Consider the following 24,180-nt stretch of genomic DNA (forward strand, 5'->3'; position numbering starts at 1 on the left):
GTCACTTCACCTCGCTGGTGAAAGCTTTGAGAAACTGTTTAAGTTGAGTTATTTTCAGATTTGCCTTAGAGGTGAACTGAATCTGAATGGCTTCTTTCCCTGAGCGGTGCGGTTCGAGCTTTCGGTTCTTCCCGAGAGTTGTGACTTGCCCCAACGCGAATGTTCCTGGGTCAGATAGAAGCGAAAGAACAATGGATTCTCGACGCTTTGTTTGCAGCTCCGCCACGAGGTCTCCACTTTCTGGATGCTTGAACTGAATCGTTGTCTTGTTTGACCAATCGATTGGAAAGTCGGAGAGTTCTGTTTCGAGAATCTGAAAAAGGCTCTCCAGAGTTTCGAGCTTCCAGGCAACTCGTTTACTCGAAGGGAACCCCTTTCGGGAGAGATGCCATTGTTTCTCGAGCACTTTCCATGGCATCAGATCGGCCGGATCTTTTTTGGCCACCTGATCGACATGAGAAAGATACGCGGCGGCAGCTTCTTTAAGGAAAGCGGCAAATTCGGGAGTCTCGATTTCCTCTCTCCAGTGAACATCGAAGATGATTTCTTGAAATGGCCCCTTCGCGTTATTGGTTCGAACACGGTCGCTGCGGTTGTAGATGGGCAATTCATCAAGTTCGTTGACAGACTTGAGTCGAATCCGTTTTTGCAGCTCGCTTTCGTCGAAAGTCCCTTTGGGAACTCGAAAATAGAGCCGCAGCAACCACTCATCGCCAGTGAGTGCGTGAAAGAACCAACCTGAGCCAACTTTTTGTTCGGCTGTGATTTCGACGCGGGCCTGATCTTTCCAATTGGCCGGTTTCAATCCTTCGGTGTCGGCGAGTTGGTCAACAACGTAATTGAGGGCATCGCCTTCCCACCGACTTTGTTTTCCATTGCGAGCAATTCGCGTTTGGGTATGCCATTGTCGGCCATCGACTTCCCAGGGGGCAGCGATATCCTTGCCGAACTGACTGATATCGACGTCGCCTTCGCGTTTTTTCGCTACGGACTTCGCATCGAAGACTTCGACTTTACCTTTCGGTTCAGATTTCAGAATGTCCGCGAGCAGTTCTCCCGTCCAACTCCTCATCTGTTTTAGGTCGGATCCGTTTTTGGAAACTTTTCGCCGCTTCTTCGTCTTGCTCTTTCCTTTTCCTGAGCCGATGACCTGTTCTGCGTAGTCCGCCACTTCTTCGGGAGTCCCGGAAACGACGATCCATCCTCCTCCAACCCCAGCTTCCGGTCCGAGGTCGACAATCCAATCGGCGGTTTTGATGACATCGAGATTGTGTTCGATGATGACGACGGTATTTCCTTGCTCAACGAGGCTGTTTAAGACCTTGAGCAGCTTTGCGATGTCGTCGAAGTGGAGTCCGGTCGTCGGTTCGTCGAGCAAATAAAGCGACCGACCGCTATTAGGCTTGGCGAGTTCCGCAGCGAGTTTGACGCGTTGTGCTTCTCCTCCACTGAGAGTCGTTGCAGATTGCCCGAGAGTGAGATAATCGAGGCCAATGGCAGCGAGCGTAGCGAGAGGAGCACGAATTTTCGGAATGTTCTCGAACAATTCGAGTGCCTGACCGATGCTCATCTCAAGGACATCTGAAATCGATTGTCCTTTATATTTCACGGCGAGAGTTTCGATATTGAATCGTTTTCCGTGGCAGGTTTCGCATTCCACCCAGACATCGGGCAGAAAATGCATCTCGATTTTTTTCTGTCCCATCCCTTCACAGTCTTCGCAACGCCCGCCAGCACGATTGAAGCTGAATCGCCCCGGTTTGTATCCGCGAATTTTTGAGTCGGGAAGTTTTGCATAAAGTTGACGAATGTGGTCGAAAACGCCGGTGTAAGTTGCTGGGTTAGAAGCGGGTGTCGCGCCAATCGGATTTTGATCGACTGCCATCACCCGGTTAATTTCCTCAGCTCCGCGCATTTCCCGGAATGGGCCGGGGGCGGGTCCTTTGAGACGGAGATGTCTCGCCACCGCGCGGGCGAGTGTTTCCTGAATCAATGAACTTTTCCCCGATCCGGAAAGTCCGGTCACACAGGTCAGTGCCCCGAGTGGGATTCGAAGATCGACATTTCGGAGATTGTTCTGCTGACATCCCAGAATCTCGAGCCAGCCTCCTCCGGGAGGTTTCCGATATAAATCGGTTAACAAATCACTCGAATCGGCGGAATTGGATTCGTCGGCGACTCGCTCCATGCGACGCGTGTTCGGAATGACAATTCTTTTGGTTCCGGAGAGATAGGCTCCGGTGAGAGAGGTCTTCGAACGTCTTTGAATCTGCTTTGGTGTTCCTTCGGAGGTGACATTTCCGCCGAATCTGCCAGATCCGGGGCCAAAGTCGAAGAGACGGTCGGAAGCTTCCAGGACTTCCCGATCGTGTTCGACGAGAACGACGGTGTTGCCGAGATCTTTCAGTTTTTTGAGGGCTTCAACGAGGCGGCCGTTGTCGCGGGGGTGAAGACCGATTGTTGGTTCATCAAGGACGTAAAGGACACCAGTCAGTGCTCGCCCAATTTGGCCGGCGAGACGAATTCGCTGGGATTCGCCGCCGGAGAGAGTTGGCATCCCGCGATCGAGCGTCAAATAGTGGAGGCCGACGTCGACGAGAAATTTCAGTCGATGAATCGCTTCATTCAGCAAATCTCCAGCGATTTTCTTCTGACTCTCCTCAAGGGTAATTGATTCGAGAAAACCGAGAACTTCATCCAGTGGTCGCTGACACAGTTGCGGAAGCGTCGTTTCTTTCAGTCGCACGGCTGCGGAATCCGCCCTCAATCGAGTCCCGTTGCAGACGGAACAGGGCTTAACTCCCACCAAATCCTGGAATTTTGCCCGGTAGGGATAAGAGACTCGGGCTGCCTCTTCGATCGCTGGATACAACCCTTTATATTGAATTTTGACGGGCGACTTCGTGTTCGGGAACTGGACCTCAACTTTCTCGTCTCCCGAGCCGTGAAGAATGACTCGCTGGTGCTGCGGGCTTAGTTGATACCACGGGATGTCTCGCGGAATTCCGAACTGATCAGTCAATGCTTGAATGACTGCTGCAAAAGATTTGTTTTCTTCCGGCGATGGCCACGCCGAAACCGCTCCCTGATCAATGCTGAGATTGGGATTGGCCACGATGACCGATTGATCTGTCCCGACTTCCGTTCCCAAACCTTCACAGGCAGAACACCAACCCAATGGGCTGTTGAAAGAAAAATTCTGAGGAGTGAGTTCTTCGAACGTCCGTGCCATGCTCGGTAATCAATTCGTGCCTGAAGGTTCAACAACGCAAGATGGTCCACTGCGAATCATTATTACCGCCCATTCGTTTGCCTCAACTCGTGAGAGAAGAAAAGGCTCACTCCTGTTTCAACGGTCGAAGCATCAAGCTGTTGGTCGCTTCGACGGGAGATTTTCCTCGAAACAGCACCTGATAGACTTCATTGACGATTGGCATTTCGACATTTCGAGATTTCGCCAGGCCATAAATCGCTTCGGTTGTTGTGACCCCTTCTGCGACGGAACTGGTAGTGGCCAGAATTTGATCGAGCGATTCCCCTTTTCCGAGACGTTCTCCCACGGCACGGTTTCGACCATGTGGGCTGACACAGGTCGTGATCAAATCACCAATCCCGGCAAGTCCCGCGAATGTTTCCGGTTGGGCTCCCAGGGATTCTCCAAAGCGGCTGATTTCCACAATTCCACGGGTCACCATCGCGGATTTCGCGTTGTCTCCGTATCCGAGGCCGTCACAAATCCCGGCTGCAATTCCGATGATATTTTTCAGCGCGCCTGCCAGTTCGACGCCAATCAGATCAGTGTTGGTATAGACCCGAAAGCGGTCTGTCGTGAACATTTCCTGAACTTGTTCGGCGAGGCCGACATCTTCTGAAGCGGCGACGACACTCGCTGGAAGCCGTTTGGCGATTTCTTCTGCGTGACTGGGACCGCTCAAAGAAACGAATGGCCTTTTTCCGAGGACTTCGTCAACGATTTGGCTCGGGCGGAGAAATGTATTGATTTCGATTCCCTTCACCACACTGATGACGGGAAGCCCGCCGGGAATTGCTGGACTCAAGGCCGTCAGTGAATTCCGCAGATGTTTGGAAGGGATCGAAGCGACAAGAAATTCCGCATCCGCGACAGCTTCGGAAATGTCAGAAGTGATGCGAATTCCTTCCGGGATGTGAATGCCGGGAAGGAGTCGACGATTCTCGCGATTATTCTCCATGTCTTCGGCATAGTCGGGATTTCGCGCCCAGATGGTGACAGCCTGTTGGGGATGATCTGCAAGCAGAATGGCACACGCCGTCGCCATCGCTCCGCCACCCAAAATCGTCACTTTTCCTGCCATAAAGCTGCACTTCTGTTCTTGAGAAGAGTTTTCTATGTGATCTGCGTAAAGACCATTGTTCTCCGCCGATTCTGCCAATCGCCAGAATACAATTGCTACAGGCGTTACAACACGCACATTCGCACAGAAAAAATTCGCGGGAATGCCTGTGAGCTGGAGATTCCGCTGCACCGACGGCTGCTCAATCTAGTGTATTAAGAGAATCTCAAAATAGGAGTCCAACATGCAGGTCACGACACCCAATGAGGAAACGTTCGTCGACCGGAGATCGGCAGGTCCTTCCGGACAACCGCCTCCACACGAGAGAAGGCAATTCTCCGATGCACGCCGATCTGATCGACCCGAAGTCGATGAACTGGCGAAGGCGATTGATGAGTACAAGCTCCGCAATCGGCGTCGCTTCATCACTTTCGAAGAGATCTACGACGTGATCGTCTCGCTTGGCTATCACAAGTAAGCGAGATTGACGAACCTCGTTTTGCGAGAGCGTCTACCCTCCTCTCTGTCTTTCCCAGACAGAGAACTTCACCGTCACTGATGGTGAAACACGTCCCCCCCATTCGTTGAACGTGCGGTCTCAGCCGGTGTTCCATCGGCTGAGACTTTTTTATGCGCGTCTGCAACGGTTTCGAGACGCGAAGTTTTCGAAACGTGAAACTTCTCCGGCTGACTTGACGCCCCTGCTTCGTCGGCCGATGCTCAGAGACTCAGGCTCGTCTCGATCAACGCAATCGTTGCAGTTTCTTTTGCGTCGCGAGACGATCGCATCTCTTCATCAATTTGCAACACGATCTTGTGCAGCTCTGGATTTTGCAATGCTTCATGCAGTGATTATGGCAGGAGGAAGTGGCACCCGGTTCTGGCCTCTGAGCCGGCGACTCTCGCCAAAACAGTTTCTGACACTTGGTCGAAAACGCTCTTTGATTCAATCTGTCTACGATCGCTGCCATCCGATGATCGCATCGGAACGGTTCTGGGTTGTCACGAATCAACAGCTAACTTCGACGACGCAAGAACATCTTCCACGGATCCCGGTATCTCAAATCATCGCGGAACCTTGCGGCCGCAACACAGCTCCCTGCATTGGACTTGCAGCTCTCTTGATCGAAGCCGCCGATCCGGAAGCAACGATGGTTGTCATGCCCGCGGATCATGTGATTCAAGACTATCAGAAGTTTCAGAACGCCATTGCGATGGCTGAAGAAGCCCTTGAGAACAGCCCCGAAGAACTCATTCTTTTTGGAATCCCTCCAGTGAGTCCGGAAACCGGATACGGGTATATCGAGGTCAGCAAATCTGATTCACAACAACTTCATCAGGTTGTTGGATTTCGAGAGAAGCCCGATCTCGAAACGGCAAAGTCTTATGTCGAACAGGGACGATTTCTTTGGAATTCCGGAATCTTTGTCTGGCGGGCTTCAACGATTCTCTCAGCAATCCGCACTCATCAACCGGAGATTGGGCGTTATCTCGACGAGTTGCGAAGCCATATTGGCACCGAACAGTGGAACGAAGCACTTCAGAAAACGTTTCCGCTGATGCCATCTGTCTCGATTGACTATGCTGTCCTTGAACACGAAATGAAACTTTCCGTTGTCGAAGCAAAATTCGACTGGGATGATGTCGGTAGTTGGGAAGCGATGTCTCGTCTGAATCCTCAAGACGAGGCGGGAAACACTTCAATCGGCCGAACGTGTGTCGTTGACTCGAACGATTGCATTATCCACAGCAGTGGCGAACAAGTCGTTACACTGTTGGGAATGGAGAACTGCATCGTCGTTCACACCCTCGATGCGACACTTGTCGCGGACCGAAGCGACCAGAATGCGATTCGCGAACTGGTCAAAAGACTGGAAGAACAAGGATATGACCGAGTCCTCTGAGGACTTCCCACAAACCGGCAGACTTCTGGGAGTCGATTACGGAACGAAGCGGGTCGGGATTGCTGTCTCGACACCCGATCAGAAGATCGCCAGTCCTCTGGAGATTCTCACACGCCAAAACGAAAACTACGACGCGAAGTATTTCAAGGAGGTGATTTCCGAATACCGAATCTCTGCACTCGTCGTCGGGCTCCCGATCCATGTGAATGGAACCGAAGGTCAGAAAGCGCGCGAAGCTCGGGAATACGGGGGATGGCTTTCGCAACTGACGAACCTTCCCGTCAAATATTGGGATGAGCGGTATACGTCTGTCGCCGCCGAAGACTGCATGATCGGAATTGATTTCACGCGGAAGCAGCGGAAACGGCGGATGGATATGGTGGCTGCTCAAATCATGCTTCAAGCATACCTGGATCATCAGGAAACTCTTCGACGCGATGCAGCCGCCGTCGAAGCGGAAGCGCAGGACAATGCCAGTGAATCGGCGAATGAATCGCTCGATTCAGCAGACTGACACGCGCGAACATCTCATTACATTGAGAACTGTTTCACCGGTGAAATCACGATGACCTCGCGGCTCACATCTCCTCACTTGTCGGGAGTTCTTCTTCAGCTTCGGCATCCGGCTCCGGTTCAACCTCCACAGTGGGAAGTCGACCAATCGTGTTGAGCATGTCGATGACAGATTGCTCGTTCCAGTTGTCTTCATTCACACGCATCGAAAGCAGGACTTCCCCCTGCTTCCCTTGAAAGACACCTTCCACGATATGAAAGACTCGCCCGGTGGGAGGATCGCGTCCGATCTCGAACTTGAACGGGACCAGTTCTTCTCCAATGGCGACTTCGACGATTCGGGATTCTGAATCGTTGATCACCAATGGTGTTCCGCCCCCTCCTTTTCGAAGAAGCGTATCACGAATGTGTTGACGGACATCTTCTTCGCTTCGAAATCGACTGTCGACTTCCACAACAGTGAGAAGCCCGTCACCGGCGAACCGTTCGAAGTACGAGCCTCGAATACTCATCAGGTAAGCGACATTCCATTCGATCGTTCCCTGCGGGAGATACGTATCGGGAATGTCGATCGCGACAATCTCGGCAAGCAGTTCTCCGGCTCGTTCCGGGTCTTCGTTGACTTCCGGTTGAAACCACCAGGCGGCGCCTCCGCAAACACAGCAGAAAAGAAGCAAAATTGCGGAAGCGAATCCAGCAATCAAAATCAGGACCGGATGAGCAGACGTTGATTTGCCTGTCAGATCATCCGCCATCATCTTCTTGTTCTCGGGGATGTCATTCTTGGATGGCATCATTTCCCCTGCAGTGGGATTTCGAGTTGCGACTCGGCGATCACCAGATCAGCTCGATGTTTGGCAACGATTTCCTGAATCGACTCAAGGACTTCAGGGTGTTTTTCATTGAGGTTGAATCGTTCACTTGGATCGTGATTGAGATGATAGAGCAACGGCGGATCGTGTTCGTGACGAACTCCCGATCCTTTGACATAAGATGTCTGAGTGAAGAAATGCGCTTTCCATGGACCGGAACGAACTGCCATCAGCTCTGTTCCTCGATAGAAGAACACTGTGTCGCGAGGACTTGGTCCGGTCCCGAAGAGAACGGGCGAAATGTTGACGCCGTCAACGACGCGATCTTGAGGAATAGCTCCTCCACTCAACTCAATGAAAGTCGTGTAGAGATCCATCGTCGAAGCCAGTTCCAGAGTGACTTGTCCAGCGGGAATCGTTCCGGGCCACCACGCGATTCCCGGTTCTCGCATTCCCCCTTCCCAAGTTGCTCCTTTTCCCTCTTTGAGGAGTCCAGCGGACCCTCCATGTTCGTTGTAAGTCAGCCACGGACCGTTGTCGCTGGAGAAAAAGACACACGTATTCTTGTCGATTCCTTCCGCGCGAAGCATCTCGAGAATTTGACCAACTGACCAGTCGATCTCTTCGATGACATCACCGTAAAGACCGCGAGCGCTCACATCTTCAAAGTCTTTGCCCCGAAACAGAGGGACATGAGGCAAGCTGTGCGGGAGGTAAATGAAGAACGGTTGGTCTCCGCGATCCTTAATGAACTCGACGGCATGCTCGGTATATCTGCGAGTGATCGTCGTTTGATCCGCCGGACGTTCGACGACTTCGAGATCCTTGATGATCGGGACATTCCAGTACTCCGTTTTTGGATCGAGAAACGCCTGGCGTCCTTTCGGCCCATGGGAACTTTCACGATCCATGTCATTGGAATACGGAATCCCGAAGTAAGTATCGAAGCCGTTGCTCGTCGGCAGAAACTGAGGAAGATGTCCGAGGTGCCATTTTCCGAAACAGGCGGTCTTGTACCCCTGCTCCCGCAACGCTTCGGCCAGCGTGACTTCGCTCTCGGGAATCCCTCCTCCGGAATCGGGGAAGAGGACGCGTCGCTTGTCACTGCACATTCCGCTACGAACCGGAAGCCGTCCTGTCATCAGAGCTGCTCGACTCGGCGTACAAACTGACGAAGCGGAATAGAACTGTGTGAATCGAAGTCCCTCGGCCGCCATTTGATCGAGATGCGGAGTACGGATCGTCGGATTTCCATAGCAACTGAGATCTCCGTACCCGAGATCGTCGGCGTAAATGATGATGAAATTCGGAGAATCATCCGCTGTCGTCACCTGAGTCGACGTTCCCAGCATGAGGACCACGAAAACGTTCAGCATGAGAAATCGATTGAGCATGAGCACTCTCGCCAATCTGTTCGCGCCTGAGGAATTGTCCGCTACCGACGAAAACGTCACACTCCGATACGGCCCTTCGCAATGAAAACGCCAGGCTGTAAATCGCCAGAACACGCGATCTCACCTCGGCCTTCACTGAACGGTTTGGCACAGCAATTCAAGCTGTGACTGCCCGTGTGAGAAGGGGAAACCAATGCGAGAGATGTTCTGGCAACAATGTCTTCGCCGTTCGCATCATGGCCAGATTAACGATTCGCGTCAAACGGATGCGACTCCGCCGCTCCCAAATGCTTTTCATTCAACACGAAGCTCACTTATGATCTACGTTCGTGGATTCATCGTCTTTCCAGAGTTTTCGAAATATCGACTAAGGAACGTAATGCGTCGCCCGTTTCACAACCTCTTGCCCCTGGCATTTGTCGCCTGCGGACTCTCAGCTTGTCTCGCTGCGGATCATGGTCCCGCTTATGTCGATCCCGAAGTCGCTGCGGAGAAGGACCCGGACTTTCTTTTTCAAGGGGAGTACGCCAATTCCGATCGCGGTGTTCAAGTCATCGCTTTGGGAAATGGCGAGTTCCGCACAGTGACTTATCCAGGTGGATTGCCGGGAGCCGGCTGGACTCAAAAAGAACGCCGATCACGAGAAGGAACACGTGAGTCACTCGCGAGTGTTCTCGAAGGAGTCGAGCGAGTCGAACGTCAGAGCGACACACTCGGACTTGCTCCGCCCGAAGATGCGATTGTTCTCTTCGACGGAACGAAAGAGACATTCACCAAACACTGGCGTGATGGAGCATCGATGACCGTCGACGGTTTGCTCATTCAGGGAGCGACAAGCATCGACGAAATGCAGGACTTCCAACTTCATCTCGAATTCCGACTTCCCTACATGCCCGAAGCTCGAGGTCAGGCACGCGGCAACAGCGGGTGCTATGTCCAAGGTCGGTATGAAATCCAGATGCTTGATTCGTTCGGCTTCGGCCCCAAAGACAACGAATGCGGCGGAATCTACAAAGCCTCCGCCCCGAAACTGAACATGACATTCCCGCCGCTCACCTGGCAAACTTACGATATCGATTTTCAAGCGGCCCGCTTTGATGACGCCGGAGAGAAAACCGCTCCCGCCAAAGTGACCGTGCGTCACAACGGAACCATCATCCACGAAAACCTTTCACTCCCGGCCAATACCCCCGGCGGAGTCATGAAAGATGAATCCGCCGCACCGGGGCCATTGTTCCTTCAGAACCATGGCGACGAAGTCCGCTACCGAAACATCTGGTTCGTTCCGGCTTCCTCAGAAGACTCTCAAGAACAACAGAGTTAAACCTCTCTTCTCTCGGTCAGTGGCCGTCTTCCTTGTTCGTAGAAATCTCCGGATGGAGTTATCAGTTGTCACGATTTGAACTCGCACTGGTCTGTGCTTTGATCGCCCCATCGATTGCGAGTGCAGTCGATCAATCATTTGTCACGATTGATGTCGACGAAGCCCAGACCGATCCGGACTTTTCGATTCAGGGTGAATACGCTCCTCACGACGAATCAGCTTCCAACAAAGGAGTCCAGGTCGTTGCCCAGGGTGATGGTCTCTTCCGAGTGGTGATCTACAACGGAGGACTTCCCGGCGCGGGATGGGATCGAAAACCTCCCCAAGTCATTCCGGAAGAGGACGGCGAAATTGTTCTGGAACTTCTGGAAACCTTCGGCGTTAAGAAGAAACTTCGCGAAAGTCCAACACTTGGGGCCACTCCTCCACCGGATGCGGTCGTTCTCTTCGATGGGACCGACGAATCACTTCGCGTGCATTGGAAGGACGGGACTCGCAAGACGGAAGACGGATTGCTGATCGAAGGGGCGACGACGACTGATGAGTTCCAGGACTTTCACCTGCACCTTGAGTTCATGACGCCCTATCGCCCACATGCAAGGGGACAGGCCCGCGGCAACAGTGGCGTGTATTATCAAGGTCGATACGAGACTCAGGTCCTCGACTCATTCGGCCTCGACGGAAAGAGCAACGAGACCGGCGGGATCTATGAGATCCGTGACCCCGACCTCAACATGTGTTTTCCTCCGCTCACGTGGCAAACCTACGATGTTGATTTCACCGCTCCTCGATTTGATGCAACTGGACAGAAACAATCGAACGCCAAAATCACTGTTCGACTGAATGGAGTTGTCGTTCAACGAGATGTTGAGATCCCTCGCACGACGCGTGCTGCTCCCTTGAAAGAGTCCGCAGCTTCAGGCCCGCTGTTTCTCCAGGACCATGGCAATCCAGTTCACTTTCGCAACATCTGGATTCAAACACGCGACGCAGCCGCAGAAGCTCGACGCCCTCGGATTCCCGGTTACGAAAGATTCGAGGCCAACCGAATCGATTCCGTCGCGGGTGGTCAACTTCTTGTTTCTGAGTTGGGGTGTGTTCAGTGCCATGCCAGCAACAACCCGACTCTCACTCAGGAAGCAACCAAACAAGCGCCCATCCTGACGAGTCTGGGATCGCGAGCCGAACCACAATGGGTTTTCGATTTCCTTCTGAATCCTCACGGCGTGAAAGCCGGAACTCTCATGCCCGATCTTCTCACCGGGATGACTGACGACGAGAAACTCGTCGCTGCGCAAGCCCTCACGACGTTTCTAACGCAAGGGAGCCGCATCGCCCATCGAAGCTACGATCGTGGAGCAAGTAATCGCGGGGAGAAGCTGTTCCACTCGATTGGTTGTGTCGCCTGTCACGCACCGCAAGACGGCACCATAGTCGCAGACTCCTCGACTGTCCCACTCCCGAAACTCGATCAGAAATACAGCGTCGATTCACTTGCCGCTTTTCTGCGTGCCCCGCATCAGGTTCGTCCATCCGGTCGAATGCCCTCGTTCAACTTAAGTGATGAAGAAGCACTCGATCTCGCGTTTTACCTGTCCGGAAACGAGAACGCTGCTCGAACCCCAAACGTTTACTTCTCCGTGTATCACGGAGACTGGGAAGCACTTCCGAACTTCGACGAACTCAAGCCTGTCTCACAGGGAACAACGGACGGTTTGAATATCGCCGAAGCTGGGCGAACGGAACAGTTCGGAATGCGTTTCGAGGCTTATCTCAACGTGACTGAACCCGGAACTCATGCGTTCTGGCTGGGATCGGATGATGGAAGCGCGTTGTATGTTGATGGAGAACGAGTCATCAACAACGATGGCATTCACCCTCACAACGACCAAAACGGAAAAGTGGTTCTCCAGGAGGATGTTCACAAAATCCGCGTCGATTACTTCGAGTATCACGGAGAAGAATCACTCTCGTTAGATTATCGAGCTCCGAAATCCGCACGGCAGGACATTAGCGCACTGCTGACACTCAATGAAGACGGAACCCCGGTCGAAAAGCTCGAACCGATCGACTCCGATCTCGCTGGGCCGGTCTATGAACAAGATGACCAATTGATCAATCAAGGAGCGAAACTCTTCTCGACTCTTGGTTGCGCTGCGTGCCATCAGCTTGACCGAGACGGTCAACGCATTCCGAGTGAGTTGCACTCCAAACCACTGGCAGAACTTGATCTCACAGCGGGCTGTCTGACGAATCTTGAAAACAGAAGCTCCGATCAAACGATCCCAGAATACGATCTCACGGCCGCTCAACAATCGGCGATCCGAACTTTTCTCTCCGACCCGATGGCCAATCCCTCAACCGATCCCGAGGAAGCGATTCGGGAAACCATGGTCCGATTCAATTGCTATGCCTGTCACGAACGAAACGGACAAGGCGGACCGGAACTGGACCGAAACAGCCTCTTCCTGACAACACAACACGAGATGGGAGACGAGGGACGATTGCCGCCGCCACTCAATGGTGTTGGTGACAAGCTGCAACCGAAGTGGTTGCAACGGGTTCTCGACAGAGGATCGAACGAACGACCTTACATGCTGACGCGGATGCCAAGATTCGGAGCCTCAAATACAGGCGACCTGCACGAACACTTCATCAATGCAGATCAGCAGACCAGCGACATCGACGTTGAATTCGAGATCCCAGAACATCGCGTGAAGTCCTCCGGTCGCCAACTCGTCGGTGACGGCGGCCTCGCATGTATTAAGTGTCACACTTTTGGAAATCATCAAGCGACCGGGATTCAGGCCATTGACCTGACGCGAATGACCGACCGAATCCGCAAGGACTGGTTTCAACGGTATCTGTTTGAGCCCGCCAAATATCGGCCGGGAACCCGCATGCCAACCGGATTCCCCGACGGCAAAGCTGTTGTCACCGATCTTTTCGAGGGCGATCCCGATCAGCAAATCGCATCGATCTGGAATTACCTGAGTGACGGAACCAAGGCCGGAGTCCCTGATGGGCTCGTTGCGAAAATGATCGAGCTTGAACCTGAAGACGAGCCGATTATCTATCGCAATTTTCTGGAAGGCGTCTCTCCTCGCGGAATTGCGGTTGGCTACCCTGAAAAGGCACATCTGGCCTGGGATGCCAATCAACTCTGTTTGAAAACAATCTGGCACGGACGGTTTATCGATGCCTCCAAACATTGGGTCGGTCGAGGTCAGGGAAACCAGTCTCCGTTGGGAGATCATATCCTCACGCTGGAACCCGGCTTCCCGTTTTCTGTGCTCCCCTCACGTGCGACGCCGTGGCGGAATCTCAATATTCGTGACGAAGCTGGCTATCAATTCGGGGGCTACCGACTGAATGACAAAGGACAGCCCGCGTTCTTCTATCAAACCCCGTTCGGTTCCGTGACCGACTTTCCGAAGCCGATTGCCAGCTCCGGTGAAGACGCAGGATTCGAACGAACTTTGACCATTACTGTTCAGGAAGAAACACCGAACCTTTATTTCCGAGCTGCCGTTGGTCGAGAGATTCAACCTGTTGGAGATGGTTTTCAGATTGATGGGTCGATGATCATCAATCTGGAGTCAACAAACGCTCCATTCATCCGGACGATTGGCGGCAATTCCGAATTGCTCGTTCCAATTTCAGAAGCCCCCGGAGAAACCATGATTGTTCAACGGATTTTCTGGTAGATGGATTGAGAATTGATGGTGAACAATCAGGACAACCCGTCGCCGAGTGATCTTGGATTCCGGATGCCGGCAGAGTGGGAACCTCAGGAGTCGATCTGGCTCTCGTGGCCGCACAACGAAGCGACCTGGCCCGGAGCATTTGAACCGGTCCCAGCTGTCTTTGCGCAAATCGCCAAGCACGTTTCCAAAGGACAACTTGTTCGCATCAATGTTCTCGATCAACACATGGCCGAGAACGTAAGATCCCTCGTTGAGCAAGCAGGCGGGCGAGTTGAGAACCTCCGTTTTCACCTCAATCCGACAAACGATTCCTGGGTCAGGGACCACGGGCCGATTTATCTCATCCGAGACGAAAACGAACGGCGGGAACGAGCCATCTCGAACTGGATCTACAATTCGTGGGGAGAGAAGTACCCTCCGTTCGATTCAGACAACTGGATTCCGCGGCGGATCGCAGACGAATTTCAGGAACTCAGTTTTGATCAATCGATGGTTCTCGAAGGAGGATCCATTGACGTGAACGGGGCGGGTTCTCTCCTGACGACAACATCCTGCCTGCTGAACCCAAACCGCAATCCGCATCTTTCAAAATCAGAAATTGAGTCCGCTCTCCAAAAGGTTTTGGGCGTCAGACAAATCCTCTGGCTCGGTGATGGAATTCTGGGGGACGATACCGACGGCCACATTGACGACATCACTCGATTTGTTTCGACCAACCGGATTGTGACTGCTGTTGAATCGGACGAAAGCGATCCGAACTTTGAACCACTCCAGAAGAACCTCGAACTTCTACAGTCGATGCGAAATCTGGATAACGAACCGTTTGAGATCATCGAACTTCCGATGCCAGCACCGCGTTTTTTCGAATCTCAACGGCTTCCAGCGAGTTACGCAAACTTCCTCATCACCAACCAGAAAGTGCTCGTTCCGGTTTATCGATGTGACGCAGATCAAGCCGCGATCGACGTTCTTTCTGAATCCTTCCCGGACCGCGAAGTTGTGGGGATCGACTGCACCGACCTCGTCTGGGGTCTCGGAGCGATTCACTGCGTGACTCAGCAGCAACCGCTCGGCGAGATTGTTTCCGAAGTTTCCTGAGTTGAAGTTTTTCGAGTTTTTGAAACTCCCGTCGTTCCCCAGAGGTATTCATCTGCAGACAAGGAAAGACTTGTGGCGGAGGAACAGGTGGAACTCGCTCAACGGTGTCTTGCAGGGGAGGAATCTGCCCTACGGGAGTTCGTCGATGCGTTTCAGGTTCAGGTGTTTGACCTCTGCTTTCGCATGTTACGACACCGGCAAGACGCTGAAGACATTGCGCAGGAGTCGCTGATTCGAGCGATTCGCTACTTGAAGAGTTGGGATCCGAAATATCCCCTGAGGCCATGGGTTCTCAAGATTGCAGCGAATCGGTGCCGCACGGCGCTGACGAAACGGTCTCGAACGCCAACACCAACTGCTCATCTTCCGGAATCCGTTTGCGACCAACAGAATCCCCAGCTAGGACTGGCGGAAGAGTTGGAACTCGCCATGCAGGAACTGAAAGCGGAGCACCTGGAGTGTTTCGTGCTGTTTTATCAACACGAGTTGAGCATTCAGAAAATCGCGGAACAGATGTCTGTTCCGGACGGAACGATCAAAACGTGGCTGCATCGAAGCCGAAAACAACTTGCGGAAATGCTGAGAAAACGAGGAACCACCCCTTCAGTGGATGACTCGCTGTAAAATAACTGAACTTCACAATCTGCCAAAAACGGCAAACAGATTCCCGACAAACTTCTGAACATTCAATCGAACGGAGAGTGCATCGAGTTTTCGAGATCGGAACGATTCGAATCAAGTTGCCCATCCAACGGAAATTGACCAATGAGTGCTTCTTCATCACCCAGCTGTGAACTCTTTCGACGGACTTTGCAAGAAGCCATCGAAAACCGCACTCCCCTTCTCGCCGGAGTCGAGGATCACCCGAAGCATTGCGGATCGGCGGAATGCCGGAACATGTGGGAAGATCACCTGTTGCTGGAACGTGCAATTGCAGAATGGAGGAATCGACCGGTTTCCATCGACATGACAGATGCTGTTGTCGCTGCTTTGACAGAAGAAGCTTCGAATACTCCGTCGACGTCGATTCATGTTGAGCGTGCGAAGCCTGCAAAAGCGTTTTCATCGACGAATCGTCTGTTCACACCGAAAGCTGCGGGCGTCTCGATTGTGGCTGCGACGACACTCTTCGTTTTTCTGAGCAGCTTGATGACACGTCCACAGCCCGAAATCGTGACCCGTGAGGAAGTTGTCGTCCCTGCCAGTGACTCTTCAAATCTCGCAGAATTTCAGGACGCAGAATCGCTCAATCTGGATGCGGTGAAAGACTTCGGAAAATCCTACGGAAAGCTGCTGAAGGGCACTGCAACCACGTTGACCGGTTCACTCTCAGTGGTGCTTTCCGACAGCGAAACAGCTGTGATTGAACCGACCGCGAACTGGTTTTCATCGCTGAACGATCAGCTGAAAACGATTGACGAGCAGTTCGACAAGACTTTGAAAATGGTCGTTCCTCAAGAAGAGGAAATGCAGGACCAGACTCAACGGTCTCTTCCCGGGCAACAGTCCGATCTTCGCACCGCGTGAGAATTCTGAACTCCGACCGGGACGGAAGCCTCGCTTAAGCTTGCAAGTTTGAGGCTCTCATCAAATCAGAATGAGTATTCCGGATTGTTCCGGTCGAAGTCGGCGTCGGTGAATCCGACATTCAGCTTGAGGTTCTGATACGTGTATTCCTCGAGAAGCTGAGGCCGCTGATTTGGTGGAGCGGGGAAATCGTAATTTTCGACGCGAATTGGCAGCCGCGAATTCTTCTCGAAGAAGACTCGCGTCAACGCAAAATCGAATTGCCGTCGCGGTCTTGGGTGCGTGACTTCAATCACTTCACACGCGATATCTCCCATCTTCGCATCCGGGTAAAATTTGACATCGATCTCACCGTATTTCGACTCGAGTTCCCACTGCTCGATCACGAGTTCCATCAGCCGCTTCATCCCCGCATCGGTAATTGGATGGCGTGTATTCGCCATCACTGTGGGGCTGTTGACTGGCAAACTGACTGTCCCCACGAGAGACGACAGGCCGCTTGCTTCATGAGCAAGAAGTTGATTCTGATTCTTGCCTGCCACGTACAGCACTTCTCTTCCGGGCGCTGGCGAGATAAACCGCATATAAACGCTGAACGGCTGATGTCTCACCTTGAGAAGCGTCTGTTCAGTGGTCAGTTGGTTGTTGATGAATTCCCGTTTCACGAACGTCGCCTGGTAGTCTTTGATCTGATTCAATTTCTCCAGCGAGTGCCTGGCCATTTCCAGTGCTGGCACCAGTGGGTGCTGATTCGCAGCTTCTTGAGCTGCAACAGGCCCCACGAGCAAAAACGCGCCGAACATCAAAAAGTACACGCCAATTTTGCAGAAGTTACAAGCAGCGGGGGACTGAGTGCTTCGAATGGTCAGGTGTGAAGATTCCATACCTATGAATCCATCAGTTGAGAGTGTTTGTGTGACGGTTCCTCAGAACGACGCAATTCTCATGCCCGGTGAGAACTGGAGTCCACGAGGAGCTGTCAGGATGCGATTCCGTTTCCAGGATTTCGTTTTCATTCTAACGAGTTACGTGGAGCGAGTCAGAAGAATTCCGGGAGGTTGCACAAAACGCAATTCGTGCGGGACTCCCAGCAATGCACACAACACAGACCTCCGTGTGAACCCAGCCCACGCACTTTCGCACAACGAACACATTTCACGCATTCCCCCGAATGGACCAGCAATCTTCGACCAGTGACCTGCGAACTTCGCATCACAAGTCGAGTGTTCTCGGAGACTTATTGACTCATTTTTTTGAACCACCGTATACTCCGCGCTCGCAACTCTCGGCGGAAACCCAAATCGGGTGAATTCCACCTGGCTGAGAGACGGAAGGATTTCGTCTTTTCAGAAGACCCGTTTGGAGCCATTCAAGCCCAACTCCCTCCCTGCGAACTCGACCTGACACTTCGATAATTAACTCGCGAACGGATTCCGAGTGCCCCCCTCCCCATCCCGTTCCCTATTGCGATTCGTCGTTGCTTTGAGCTTGATGCTCATCGCCTCGGGAGTGCTGCGCGCTCAGCAAACCGGCAGCGGGCACAGTGTCAACTTCTCGAAACGCGTCAACTTCTCCAATGACGAAAACCGGTCCAACGGCGACCCGGCGGTTGTTCATGTCCAGAAACCTGTGAATTCGCAGGTGCATCCCGTCTCGATCAAGTCTGACTATTCTCTGGAATTTCAGGACGGCAAAGAATCTGCCCGCTTGATTCGAGGACACATCGAAGTTCGACAAGGTCAACAGGTCTGGTCAGCCCCACAAGGTGTGGTCTGGAAATCTCCGCCTGATGCCAACGGAGTCGAACGCCTCGTTGTCTATCTTGAAGAGACTCCCGACCTGAATGCATCACTTGTTGAGCCCGGTCATCGCGAGACACGACCGTACTTTGTGGTCTATCTGAATTCATCTGCCGGACTCGAATTTCACCACCGGTCAAATTCGAGTTTGCCATCGGCGATCAAAGATCCCGTCGCATTGAGAGCCCGCGAGAGAAGATCGCTGGAACAAGGCAACATTCAACTTGTTCAGAACGAAGGGGCTCCCTTTGAGTTGCTGGTCCCTTCGCTTCCAACTCCGCAGTCTCCGTTTCGAAGACGTGTCACCATCGGTCCTCGATTTCTTGGCGAGCGGATTTACGCGAAGGCAGAATACTCCGAAGATTCCATTCAGCCAGAGTACGTCATCACGGTGACTGGCGGTGTCAATATCGTGGTCGACAACGTTCCGCTGACGATTCAGGGACAAACCTTCCTGTCACGAATCGATCTCACAGCTGACAAAGCTGTCGTCTGGACGGATGCCAATCGGACCGGTGAACTGAGCGGTTTCGACATTGATGAAACAACTCCGTTCGAAGTTTACCTTGAAGGAAATATTACTGTCCGACAGGGTGCAAACGTCATTCAGGCTTCTAAAGCTTATTATGATGTGAACCAGAAACGAGGATTGCTCGTTGACGCGGAAATCCGAACGGAAATCGCCCAGTTCGACGGAACGATCCGACTGCGGGCTGCTGAATTGAGACAACTCAACGACACCCGATTCCATGCCCGGAATGCCTGGTTCACAACAAGCGAATTCGGCAAACCCAAATATCGCCTGGAAGCCAGCGACATCTTTATGGAAGAGCGGCCTTCGCTGTTCCCCAACGCGATTGATCCGCAAACCGGTCAACCTGATCCGTCCACGCTGTGGATCGAGAGTCGAAACAATCGCCTCTTTATCGAAGACGTTCCCGTCTTTGCTGCCCCTTACCTGACCGGTCCCGCAGAAGATCCGCGCATTCCTGTCAGTGAGGTCAAAGGAGGTTACTCCGGAGTCTTCGGTGCAGAATTGGAGACAGCCTGGAGCCTGGAGGGAATCTTCGGATGGAACCTTCCGGAAGGAACCGAACTCAACCTCGAAGCAGATTACTTCTCAAAACGAGGACCCGGTGTTGGTCTTGAGACTGAGTTTGACACGATCTTCCCGACGTTCGGTGCTCCGATGCGGCACTACGGCGAAGGAAATCTGTACTACATCAACGATCACGGGGAAGACAATCTCGGCCTTGGAAGACGCGATCTTCCGCCGCCCAATGACAATCGTGGTCGCCTCCTTTGGAGAAGCCGAAGCGAGTGGAATCCGTTTACATCGTTGACGGCCGAGACCGGAGTTGTGTTCAACAACGACCGAAACTTCATCGAACAATATTACGAAGACGAATGGGATCAGGATAAAGATCTTCAAAACCGTCTCATCCTCGATCATCAGATCAACAATACAACCGCAAGCATTCTCGGGGCGATTCGTTCGAACAACTTCTCGAATCAAACCGACTGGTTCCCCCGGGGCGATTTGACAATCCTCGGTCAACCCGTTTTCGATACTCCCGTCAATTGGAGTTCACACTCATCCATCGGCTATGCCCGGCTGAATCAGGCTGAAAGTCCGCCTGACCCGATGGCCGATCCGTTCGTTCCTCTCGACTACTTCGCCGACTCCGAAGGCGTGGTCGCGATGTCCCGGCATGAACTCAGCCTTCCGCTGAATGCAGGCCCGGCGAAAGTCGTCCCGTATGTGCTCGGGGAAGTTGCCTACTGGGGAGAAGATCTGACAGGTGATGAAATGACTCGCTGGTACGGCAGCGCCGGTGTGAGAGGAAGTATTCAGTTTGCGAAATACATGCCGTATGTCCGAAGCTCGATTCTCGGGCTGAATGGACTGGCTCATAAAGTTTCACTCGATGCGGACTATTACTACGCCCAATCGTCAGCGGATCTTGAAGATATCCCGCAGTACAATCCGTTCGACGAAGATGCTCAGGAACGGTTTCGGGAACGATTTCAGGTGATCGAGTTCGGAGGCGTGCTTCCCGAAGTCTATGATCCGCGTTACTACGCTGTTCGATCCGGTTCGGGTCGATCGGTGACTGATCCGTATCATGAACTGGTAGATGATCAACACGCTGTCCGGCTGTCTCTCGGTCAACGATGGCAAACGAAGGTTGGACCTCCCGAGAATCCGCGAACTGTCGACTGGATGGAACTCGACCTTGGTGTCACGATTTTCCCCGATGCTGTGGAAGACAACTTCGGCGAAACCTTCGGGTTGCTCACCGGTCGTTATGCGTGGAATGTCAGTCCGAGAACATCGCTTCTGGCGAGCGGGGCGTTCGACTTCTTCGATATGGGACAGCAGGTCTTCAATGTCGGAGTCTTGAGCCAACGGTCAGAACGTGGAAGCTTCTATGTCGGATATCGAAATCTGACAGCTGGCCCGATTGAAAGTCAGTTATTGACCGGAAGTGCCTCGTACGTAATGAGCCCCAACTTGTATGTCGCGACTCTCGGAGCTTCTTACGACATCGCCGAAGGAATCGATCGCGGACAGACGTTCACAGTCACCCGCATCAGCGAGAACTTCCTGTTCCACTTCGGACTGGGCTATGATCGCAGTCGAGACAACGTCGGCGTCGCGGTCTCACTCGAACCGAAATTCGGAAGCTATGGTCGCGGTTCAATGCAGCTGAATTCACTTCTCGGAATTCAGTAAGCGAATCGACAAACCGCGAAGATGCTCTACCGATGTTGCGCGAAGAGATCTTTCGTCTTCAGCTGACTCTCCATCCTCCACTCGCGGAGAGCATCGAGCAGTTTTCTTTTCTTTGAAACATGCCCGGGATCGTCGGAATTCCAGAGATTAACAACTTCGTCGGGATCGGCATTCAGGTCGAAGAGTTGACCATCGTCTTCGCCGAGAAAATGGACAAGCTTCCAATCACGGCTCCGGACCATCGTGATGAATTCGGTGCCCGTCAGAATTCCATCTTTCGCCTGTTCCGCGAACACGAATTCCCGCTCGGGAGCGTCTTTGCCTTCAAGAACCGGCAGAAGAGACTCTGCTTCCATGTCTTCCGGGGGAGTGATTCCAGCAAGTTCGAGAATCATTGGCCCGAGGTCGAACTGGCTGCACAGCCCGTCATAGCGTCGCCCCGCTTCGAATCGTCCGGGTGACCAGACAATCGTCGGCATTCGAGTGATGATGTCGTACATCGTCCACTTCTGCGAATGACCGTGATCCGTCAGACAGTCTCCGTGGTCGGATGTGAAAATGACGACCGAATTCTCGAGGTATCCTTTTCGCTCAAGCGATTCGAGAATTTCGCCAACCTTGTGATCAATCATCGTCACATTGGCGAGATAGTAAGCTCGCTGGCGATGGCGTTGTTCCTCGGTCGGATTCAGATCCAGAACGACGGAATCGTGATCAATTTCGTTGTTGTGCTGACGAAGCTCTTTGAATGCCGCAGGCTGATTGTCGAGTTCTTCCTGAGTGACTTCTAACAGCGGGAGTTCTTTGTCCAGATACTTCTCTGCGTATTCCGGAGTGGGATCGTACGGAGGATGAGGACCGGGAAATCCAATCTGAAGGAAGAGCGGCTCCGTTTGCGGATAGGAGTCAATCCACCATTTGGCCATCTCTCCCACGAACATGTCGGAATGAAGATCTTCCGGGAGTTCCCACAGAAACGCACCGAGTGCTTCCTGATAGTCTTCGCGCGTTCGGTACTGCTCGCGTTGCTGCTTCACAAGTCCGCGTGCCCGCAAGGCTTTGTCCCACTCGTCGAAGTAATAACGTTCTTCGAGATATCGGTCCTTGTTCTCGACAACATACCGTTCGTGAAACCCAAGCGGTGTGTGATAGGGATACGTGTGCATCTTCCCGATGTTCACGCATCGATAGCCGGACTCATTGAGAGACTCAATCCATGAATGCTGCCACAGGTCGGCGTTTTTGAGAACACCCGTCGTGTGCGGGTAGTATCCAGTGAAGAGAGATGCCCGGCTGGGAGCGCAACTTGCCGCAGTGACGTGACAGTTTGTCAGTGTCGTCCCCTCACGAACTAACCGATCCAGGTGAGGAGTTTCCATGTGCGGAAACCCCAACTCAGCGATCGTGTCGAATCGCTGTTGATCGGTGATGATGAAGATAATATTGGGACGATCAGCCATTGACGTTTCACTTCAAACTGGAACTTGTCTCAACACTCCGAGGGAATCGATCGCATCCGGGACGCGCTTGCAACGCAGGTCACACTCGTCAGCGGACTTCGAATCATGTCAATTCAATTCGCAAACGTCCAGCGCAGCGACAAGCTCTCCATTGAACTCCACTGATCGGAGCGCCAGAATGAACAACGTTTGAAGATCGAAAAACTTCCACGAAAACTCACTGTCAAAAGAGTTTCCTATGCCAATCCGATTCCTGGCTCCTGCAGTGCTCATCCTCGCGTTGTCGAGTTTCTCACAGACCTTTGCGGAGTTTCCCACTGCGGAAGATTGGCCAAACTGGCGCGGCCCTCTGCACACCGGAGAGGCTAATCCCGAACAAAATCCTCCTGTCAACTGGAGCAATTCCGAAAACATTGCATGGACATCTCGAGTTCTCGGGAAGGGCCATGGCTCTCCGATCATTGTCGGGGATCAGATCGTCCTCGCGACCTCTGACGACGAAGCCGAAATTCGATTCCTCGTCAGCTACGATCGATCGACTGGTGAGCAGAGCTGGATCACTCCCATTCATTCGGGAAATGCAACACCTCCTCGCAATGAGAAGGGAACGCAAGCGTCAGCCACTCCGGCCTGTGACGGCGAACGAATCTATATCAACTTTCTGCATGACGGAGCCGCCTGGACGAGTGCCGTTTCGCTCGACGGAGAAATTCTCTGGCAAACGCGGATCACTCCTTATACCGTCCATCAGGGCTACGGCTCGTCACCGTTTCTGTTTGGCGATCTCGTCATCGTCTCGGCGGACAATAAATCCGGAGGCGCCATTGCGGGTCTGAACCGAAGCAACGGGGAAATCGTGTGGAAACATCAACGCCCCAAGAAGCCGAACTACTCGTCTCCTGTCGTCTATCAAACATCCGGAAGCGATCAACTTTTGATGACGGGCTGTGATCTTGTCACCAGCTTGAATCCCCAAACCGGCGAAGTGAACTGGGAAATTGAAGGCGCCACGACAGAGTGCGTCACAACCACCGTTGCGACGAACGGACTCATCTACGCAAGCGGTGGATACCCGAAGAATCACCTTTCCGCTGTTCGCACCGATGGCAGCGGCGAGGTTGTCTGGGAGAACGGAACACGAGTGTATGTCCCGTCGATGCTCATCAAGGACGACCGTCTTTATGCTGTGACCGATGCCGGTGTCGCCATGTGCTGGGATGCTTTGACCGGCGACGAGATCTGGAAGGGCAGACTGGGCGGAACGTTTTCTTCATCGCCGATCCTGATCGACGATAAGATTTACGCGACCAACGAAGAAGGGCTGACCTACGTGTTTCTCGCTTCTCCCGACGAACTTCAGCTGCTGGCAAAGAATCAGCTCGGCGAAATTTGCTTCGCGTCTCCAGCTGTCTCTCATGATCAGCTATTCATTCGATACGGCGAGATGGTCGACGGGAAACGTCAGGAGTTTCTCGCGTGTATCTCAACGAGTGAAAACTGATCCGCGCGAAACCGCCGGTTCTTCAACCAGCACTGCTGAAACAACACTGCTGAAGCATTACTCCGCGGACAACACACCCATCCAGACTGGC

At 52.9% G+C, this 24,180-nt stretch carries 15 protein-coding genes and 1 pseudogene; 10 read left to right on the plus strand and 6 right to left on the minus strand.

Annotated features, from left to right (window positions below; translation table 11 throughout):
* Position 1: 1 nt before the first annotated feature.
* Both uvrA and KOR42_RS09915 read right to left on the minus strand, forming a co-directional pair.
* Positions 2-3,232 (minus strand): annotated as a pseudogene (gene uvrA / locus KOR42_RS09910) (excinuclease ABC subunit UvrA); the annotation flags it as partial.
* A 106-nt stretch (positions 3,233-3,338) separates the two neighbouring features.
* Entirely contained in the window at positions 3,339-4,334 is a 996-nt protein-coding gene (locus tag KOR42_RS09915) for an NAD(P)H-dependent glycerol-3-phosphate dehydrogenase (protein ID WP_146509271.1), read from the minus strand.
* 223 nt (positions 4,335-4,557) lie between these two features.
* Here KOR42_RS09915 and KOR42_RS09920 point away from each other — a divergent pair, with 223 nt between their 5' ends.
* The 3 genes from KOR42_RS09920 to ruvX all read left to right on the plus strand — a co-directional run bounded on the left by KOR42_RS09920 (position 4,558) and on the right by ruvX (position 6,731).
* A complete protein-coding gene (locus KOR42_RS09920; protein WP_146509273.1) occupies positions 4,558-4,791 on the plus strand; it encodes a hypothetical protein in 234 nt (77 codons plus the stop codon).
* A 358-nt stretch (positions 4,792-5,149) separates the two neighbouring features.
* The gene (locus KOR42_RS09925; protein ID WP_146509275.1) at positions 5,150-6,217 is read left to right on the plus strand and encodes a mannose-1-phosphate guanylyltransferase; all 1,068 of its coding nucleotides are present in this window, start codon (positions 5,150-5,152) and stop codon (positions 6,215-6,217) included.
* Positions 6,201-6,731 carry a Holliday junction resolvase RuvX gene (ruvX, locus tag KOR42_RS09930; RefSeq protein ID WP_146509277.1) on the plus strand — a complete coding sequence of 177 codons (531 nt, stop codon included), beginning with the start codon at positions 6,201-6,203 and terminating at the stop codon, positions 6,729-6,731. The genes KOR42_RS09925 and ruvX overlap by 17 nt, the downstream gene beginning before the upstream one ends.
* Before the next feature lie 64 nt (positions 6,732-6,795).
* Here ruvX and KOR42_RS09935 read toward each other — a convergent pair whose 3' ends face one another.
* Positions 6,796-7,527 (minus strand): hypothetical protein, encoded by a 732-nt coding sequence (locus KOR42_RS09935; protein WP_231740833.1) that lies wholly within the window; start codon positions 7,525-7,527, stop codon positions 6,796-6,798.
* Positions 7,524-8,936 carry a sulfatase family protein gene (locus KOR42_RS09940; protein ID WP_146509281.1) on the minus strand — a complete coding sequence of 471 codons (1,413 nt, stop codon included), beginning with the start codon at positions 8,934-8,936 and terminating at the stop codon, positions 7,524-7,526. The genes KOR42_RS09935 and KOR42_RS09940 overlap by 4 nt, the downstream gene beginning before the upstream one ends.
* 379 nt (positions 8,937-9,315) lie before the next feature.
* Between KOR42_RS09940 and KOR42_RS09945 the strand changes: the two genes are divergently transcribed.
* The 5 genes from KOR42_RS09945 to KOR42_RS09965 all read left to right on the plus strand — a co-directional run bounded on the left by KOR42_RS09945 (position 9,316) and on the right by KOR42_RS09965 (position 16,592).
* A complete protein-coding gene (locus tag KOR42_RS09945; protein WP_146510063.1) occupies positions 9,316-10,260 on the plus strand; it encodes a 3-keto-disaccharide hydrolase in 945 nt (314 codons plus the stop codon).
* Positions 10,261-10,325: 65 nt separating this feature from the next.
* Positions 10,326-13,967: a family 16 glycoside hydrolase gene (locus tag KOR42_RS09950; protein WP_146509283.1), complete on the plus strand. Its 3,642-nt coding sequence runs from the start codon at positions 10,326-10,328 to the stop codon at positions 13,965-13,967.
* A gap of 15 nt (positions 13,968-13,982) precedes the next feature.
* Complete coding sequence (locus KOR42_RS09955) at positions 13,983-15,065, plus strand: agmatine deiminase family protein (protein ID WP_146509285.1); 1,083 nt, start codon at positions 13,983-13,985, stop codon at positions 15,063-15,065.
* 72 nt (positions 15,066-15,137) lie between these two features.
* Positions 15,138-15,689, plus strand: coding sequence for an RNA polymerase sigma factor (locus KOR42_RS09960; RefSeq protein WP_146509287.1), 552 nt, complete (start codon positions 15,138-15,140; stop codon positions 15,687-15,689).
* 141 nt (positions 15,690-15,830) lie between these two features.
* On the plus strand, positions 15,831-16,592 hold the full coding sequence (locus KOR42_RS09965) for a hypothetical protein (protein ID WP_146509289.1): 762 nt from the start codon (positions 15,831-15,833) through the stop codon (positions 16,590-16,592).
* Positions 16,593-16,657: 65 nt separating this feature from the next.
* Here the strand turns inward: KOR42_RS09965 and KOR42_RS09970 are convergent, their stop codons facing one another.
* Entirely contained in the window at positions 16,658-17,476 is an 819-nt protein-coding gene (locus KOR42_RS09970; RefSeq protein WP_146509291.1) for a DUF1571 domain-containing protein, read from the minus strand.
* Positions 17,477-18,029: 553 nt separating this feature from the next.
* Here KOR42_RS09970 and KOR42_RS09975 point away from each other — a divergent pair.
* Entirely contained in the window at positions 18,030-21,128 is a 3,099-nt protein-coding gene (locus KOR42_RS09975; protein ID WP_146509293.1) for an LPS-assembly protein LptD, read from the plus strand.
* A 26-nt stretch (positions 21,129-21,154) separates the two neighbouring features.
* On the opposite strand, the gene KOR42_RS09980 is transcribed toward KOR42_RS09975, so the two are convergent.
* The gene (locus KOR42_RS09980; protein WP_146509307.1) at positions 21,155-22,588 is read right to left on the minus strand and encodes a sulfatase family protein; all 1,434 of its coding nucleotides are present in this window, start codon (positions 22,586-22,588) and stop codon (positions 21,155-21,157) included.
* A 238-nt stretch (positions 22,589-22,826) separates the two neighbouring features.
* On the opposite strand from KOR42_RS09980, the gene KOR42_RS09985 reads away from it, so the two are divergent.
* Positions 22,827-24,089 carry an outer membrane protein assembly factor BamB family protein gene (locus tag KOR42_RS09985; protein ID WP_146509309.1) on the plus strand — a complete coding sequence of 421 codons (1,263 nt, stop codon included), beginning with the start codon at positions 22,827-22,829 and terminating at the stop codon, positions 24,087-24,089.
* Positions 24,090-24,180: the final 91 nt, after the last annotated feature.

Origin of the sequence: Thalassoglobus neptunius (assembly GCF_007859735.1) — a bacterium.
GTDB classification, from domain to species: domain Bacteria; phylum Planctomycetota; class Planctomycetia; order Planctomycetales; family Planctomycetaceae; genus Thalassoglobus; species Thalassoglobus neptunius.

What these genes read in the sequence shown, in the direction of transcription:
- KOR42_RS09980 (WP_146509307.1), bottom strand. Translation starts at nt 22,588, where the DNA reads ATGGCTGATCGTCCCAATATTATCTTCATCATCACCGATCAACAGCGA.
- ruvX (WP_146509277.1), top strand. Translation starts at nt 6,201, where the DNA reads ATGACCGAGTCCTCTGAGGACTTCCCACAAACCGGCAGACTTCTGGGA.
- KOR42_RS09985 (WP_146509309.1), top strand. Translation starts at nt 22,827, where the DNA reads ATGCCAATCCGATTCCTGGCTCCTGCAGTGCTCATCCTCGCGTTGTCG.
- KOR42_RS09935 (WP_231740833.1), bottom strand. Translation starts at nt 7,527, where the DNA reads ATGATGCCATCCAAGAATGACATCCCCGAGAACAAGAAGATGATGGCG.
- KOR42_RS09955 (WP_146509285.1), top strand. Translation starts at nt 13,983, where the DNA reads ATGGTGAACAATCAGGACAACCCGTCGCCGAGTGATCTTGGATTCCGG.
- KOR42_RS09915 (WP_146509271.1), bottom strand. Translation starts at nt 4,334, where the DNA reads ATGGCAGGAAAAGTGACGATTTTGGGTGGCGGAGCGATGGCGACGGCG.
- KOR42_RS09920 (WP_146509273.1), top strand. Translation starts at nt 4,558, where the DNA reads ATGCAGGTCACGACACCCAATGAGGAAACGTTCGTCGACCGGAGATCG.
- KOR42_RS09940 (WP_146509281.1), bottom strand. Translation starts at nt 8,936, where the DNA reads ATGCTCAATCGATTTCTCATGCTGAACGTTTTCGTGGTCCTCATGCTG.
- KOR42_RS09945 (WP_146510063.1), top strand. Translation starts at nt 9,316, where the DNA reads ATGCGTCGCCCGTTTCACAACCTCTTGCCCCTGGCATTTGTCGCCTGC.
- KOR42_RS09970 (WP_146509291.1), bottom strand. Translation starts at nt 17,476, where the DNA reads ATGGAATCTTCACACCTGACCATTCGAAGCACTCAGTCCCCCGCTGCT.
- KOR42_RS09925 (WP_146509275.1), top strand. Translation starts at nt 5,150, where the DNA reads ATGCTTCATGCAGTGATTATGGCAGGAGGAAGTGGCACCCGGTTCTGG.
- KOR42_RS09965 (WP_146509289.1), top strand. Translation starts at nt 15,831, where the DNA reads ATGAGTGCTTCTTCATCACCCAGCTGTGAACTCTTTCGACGGACTTTG.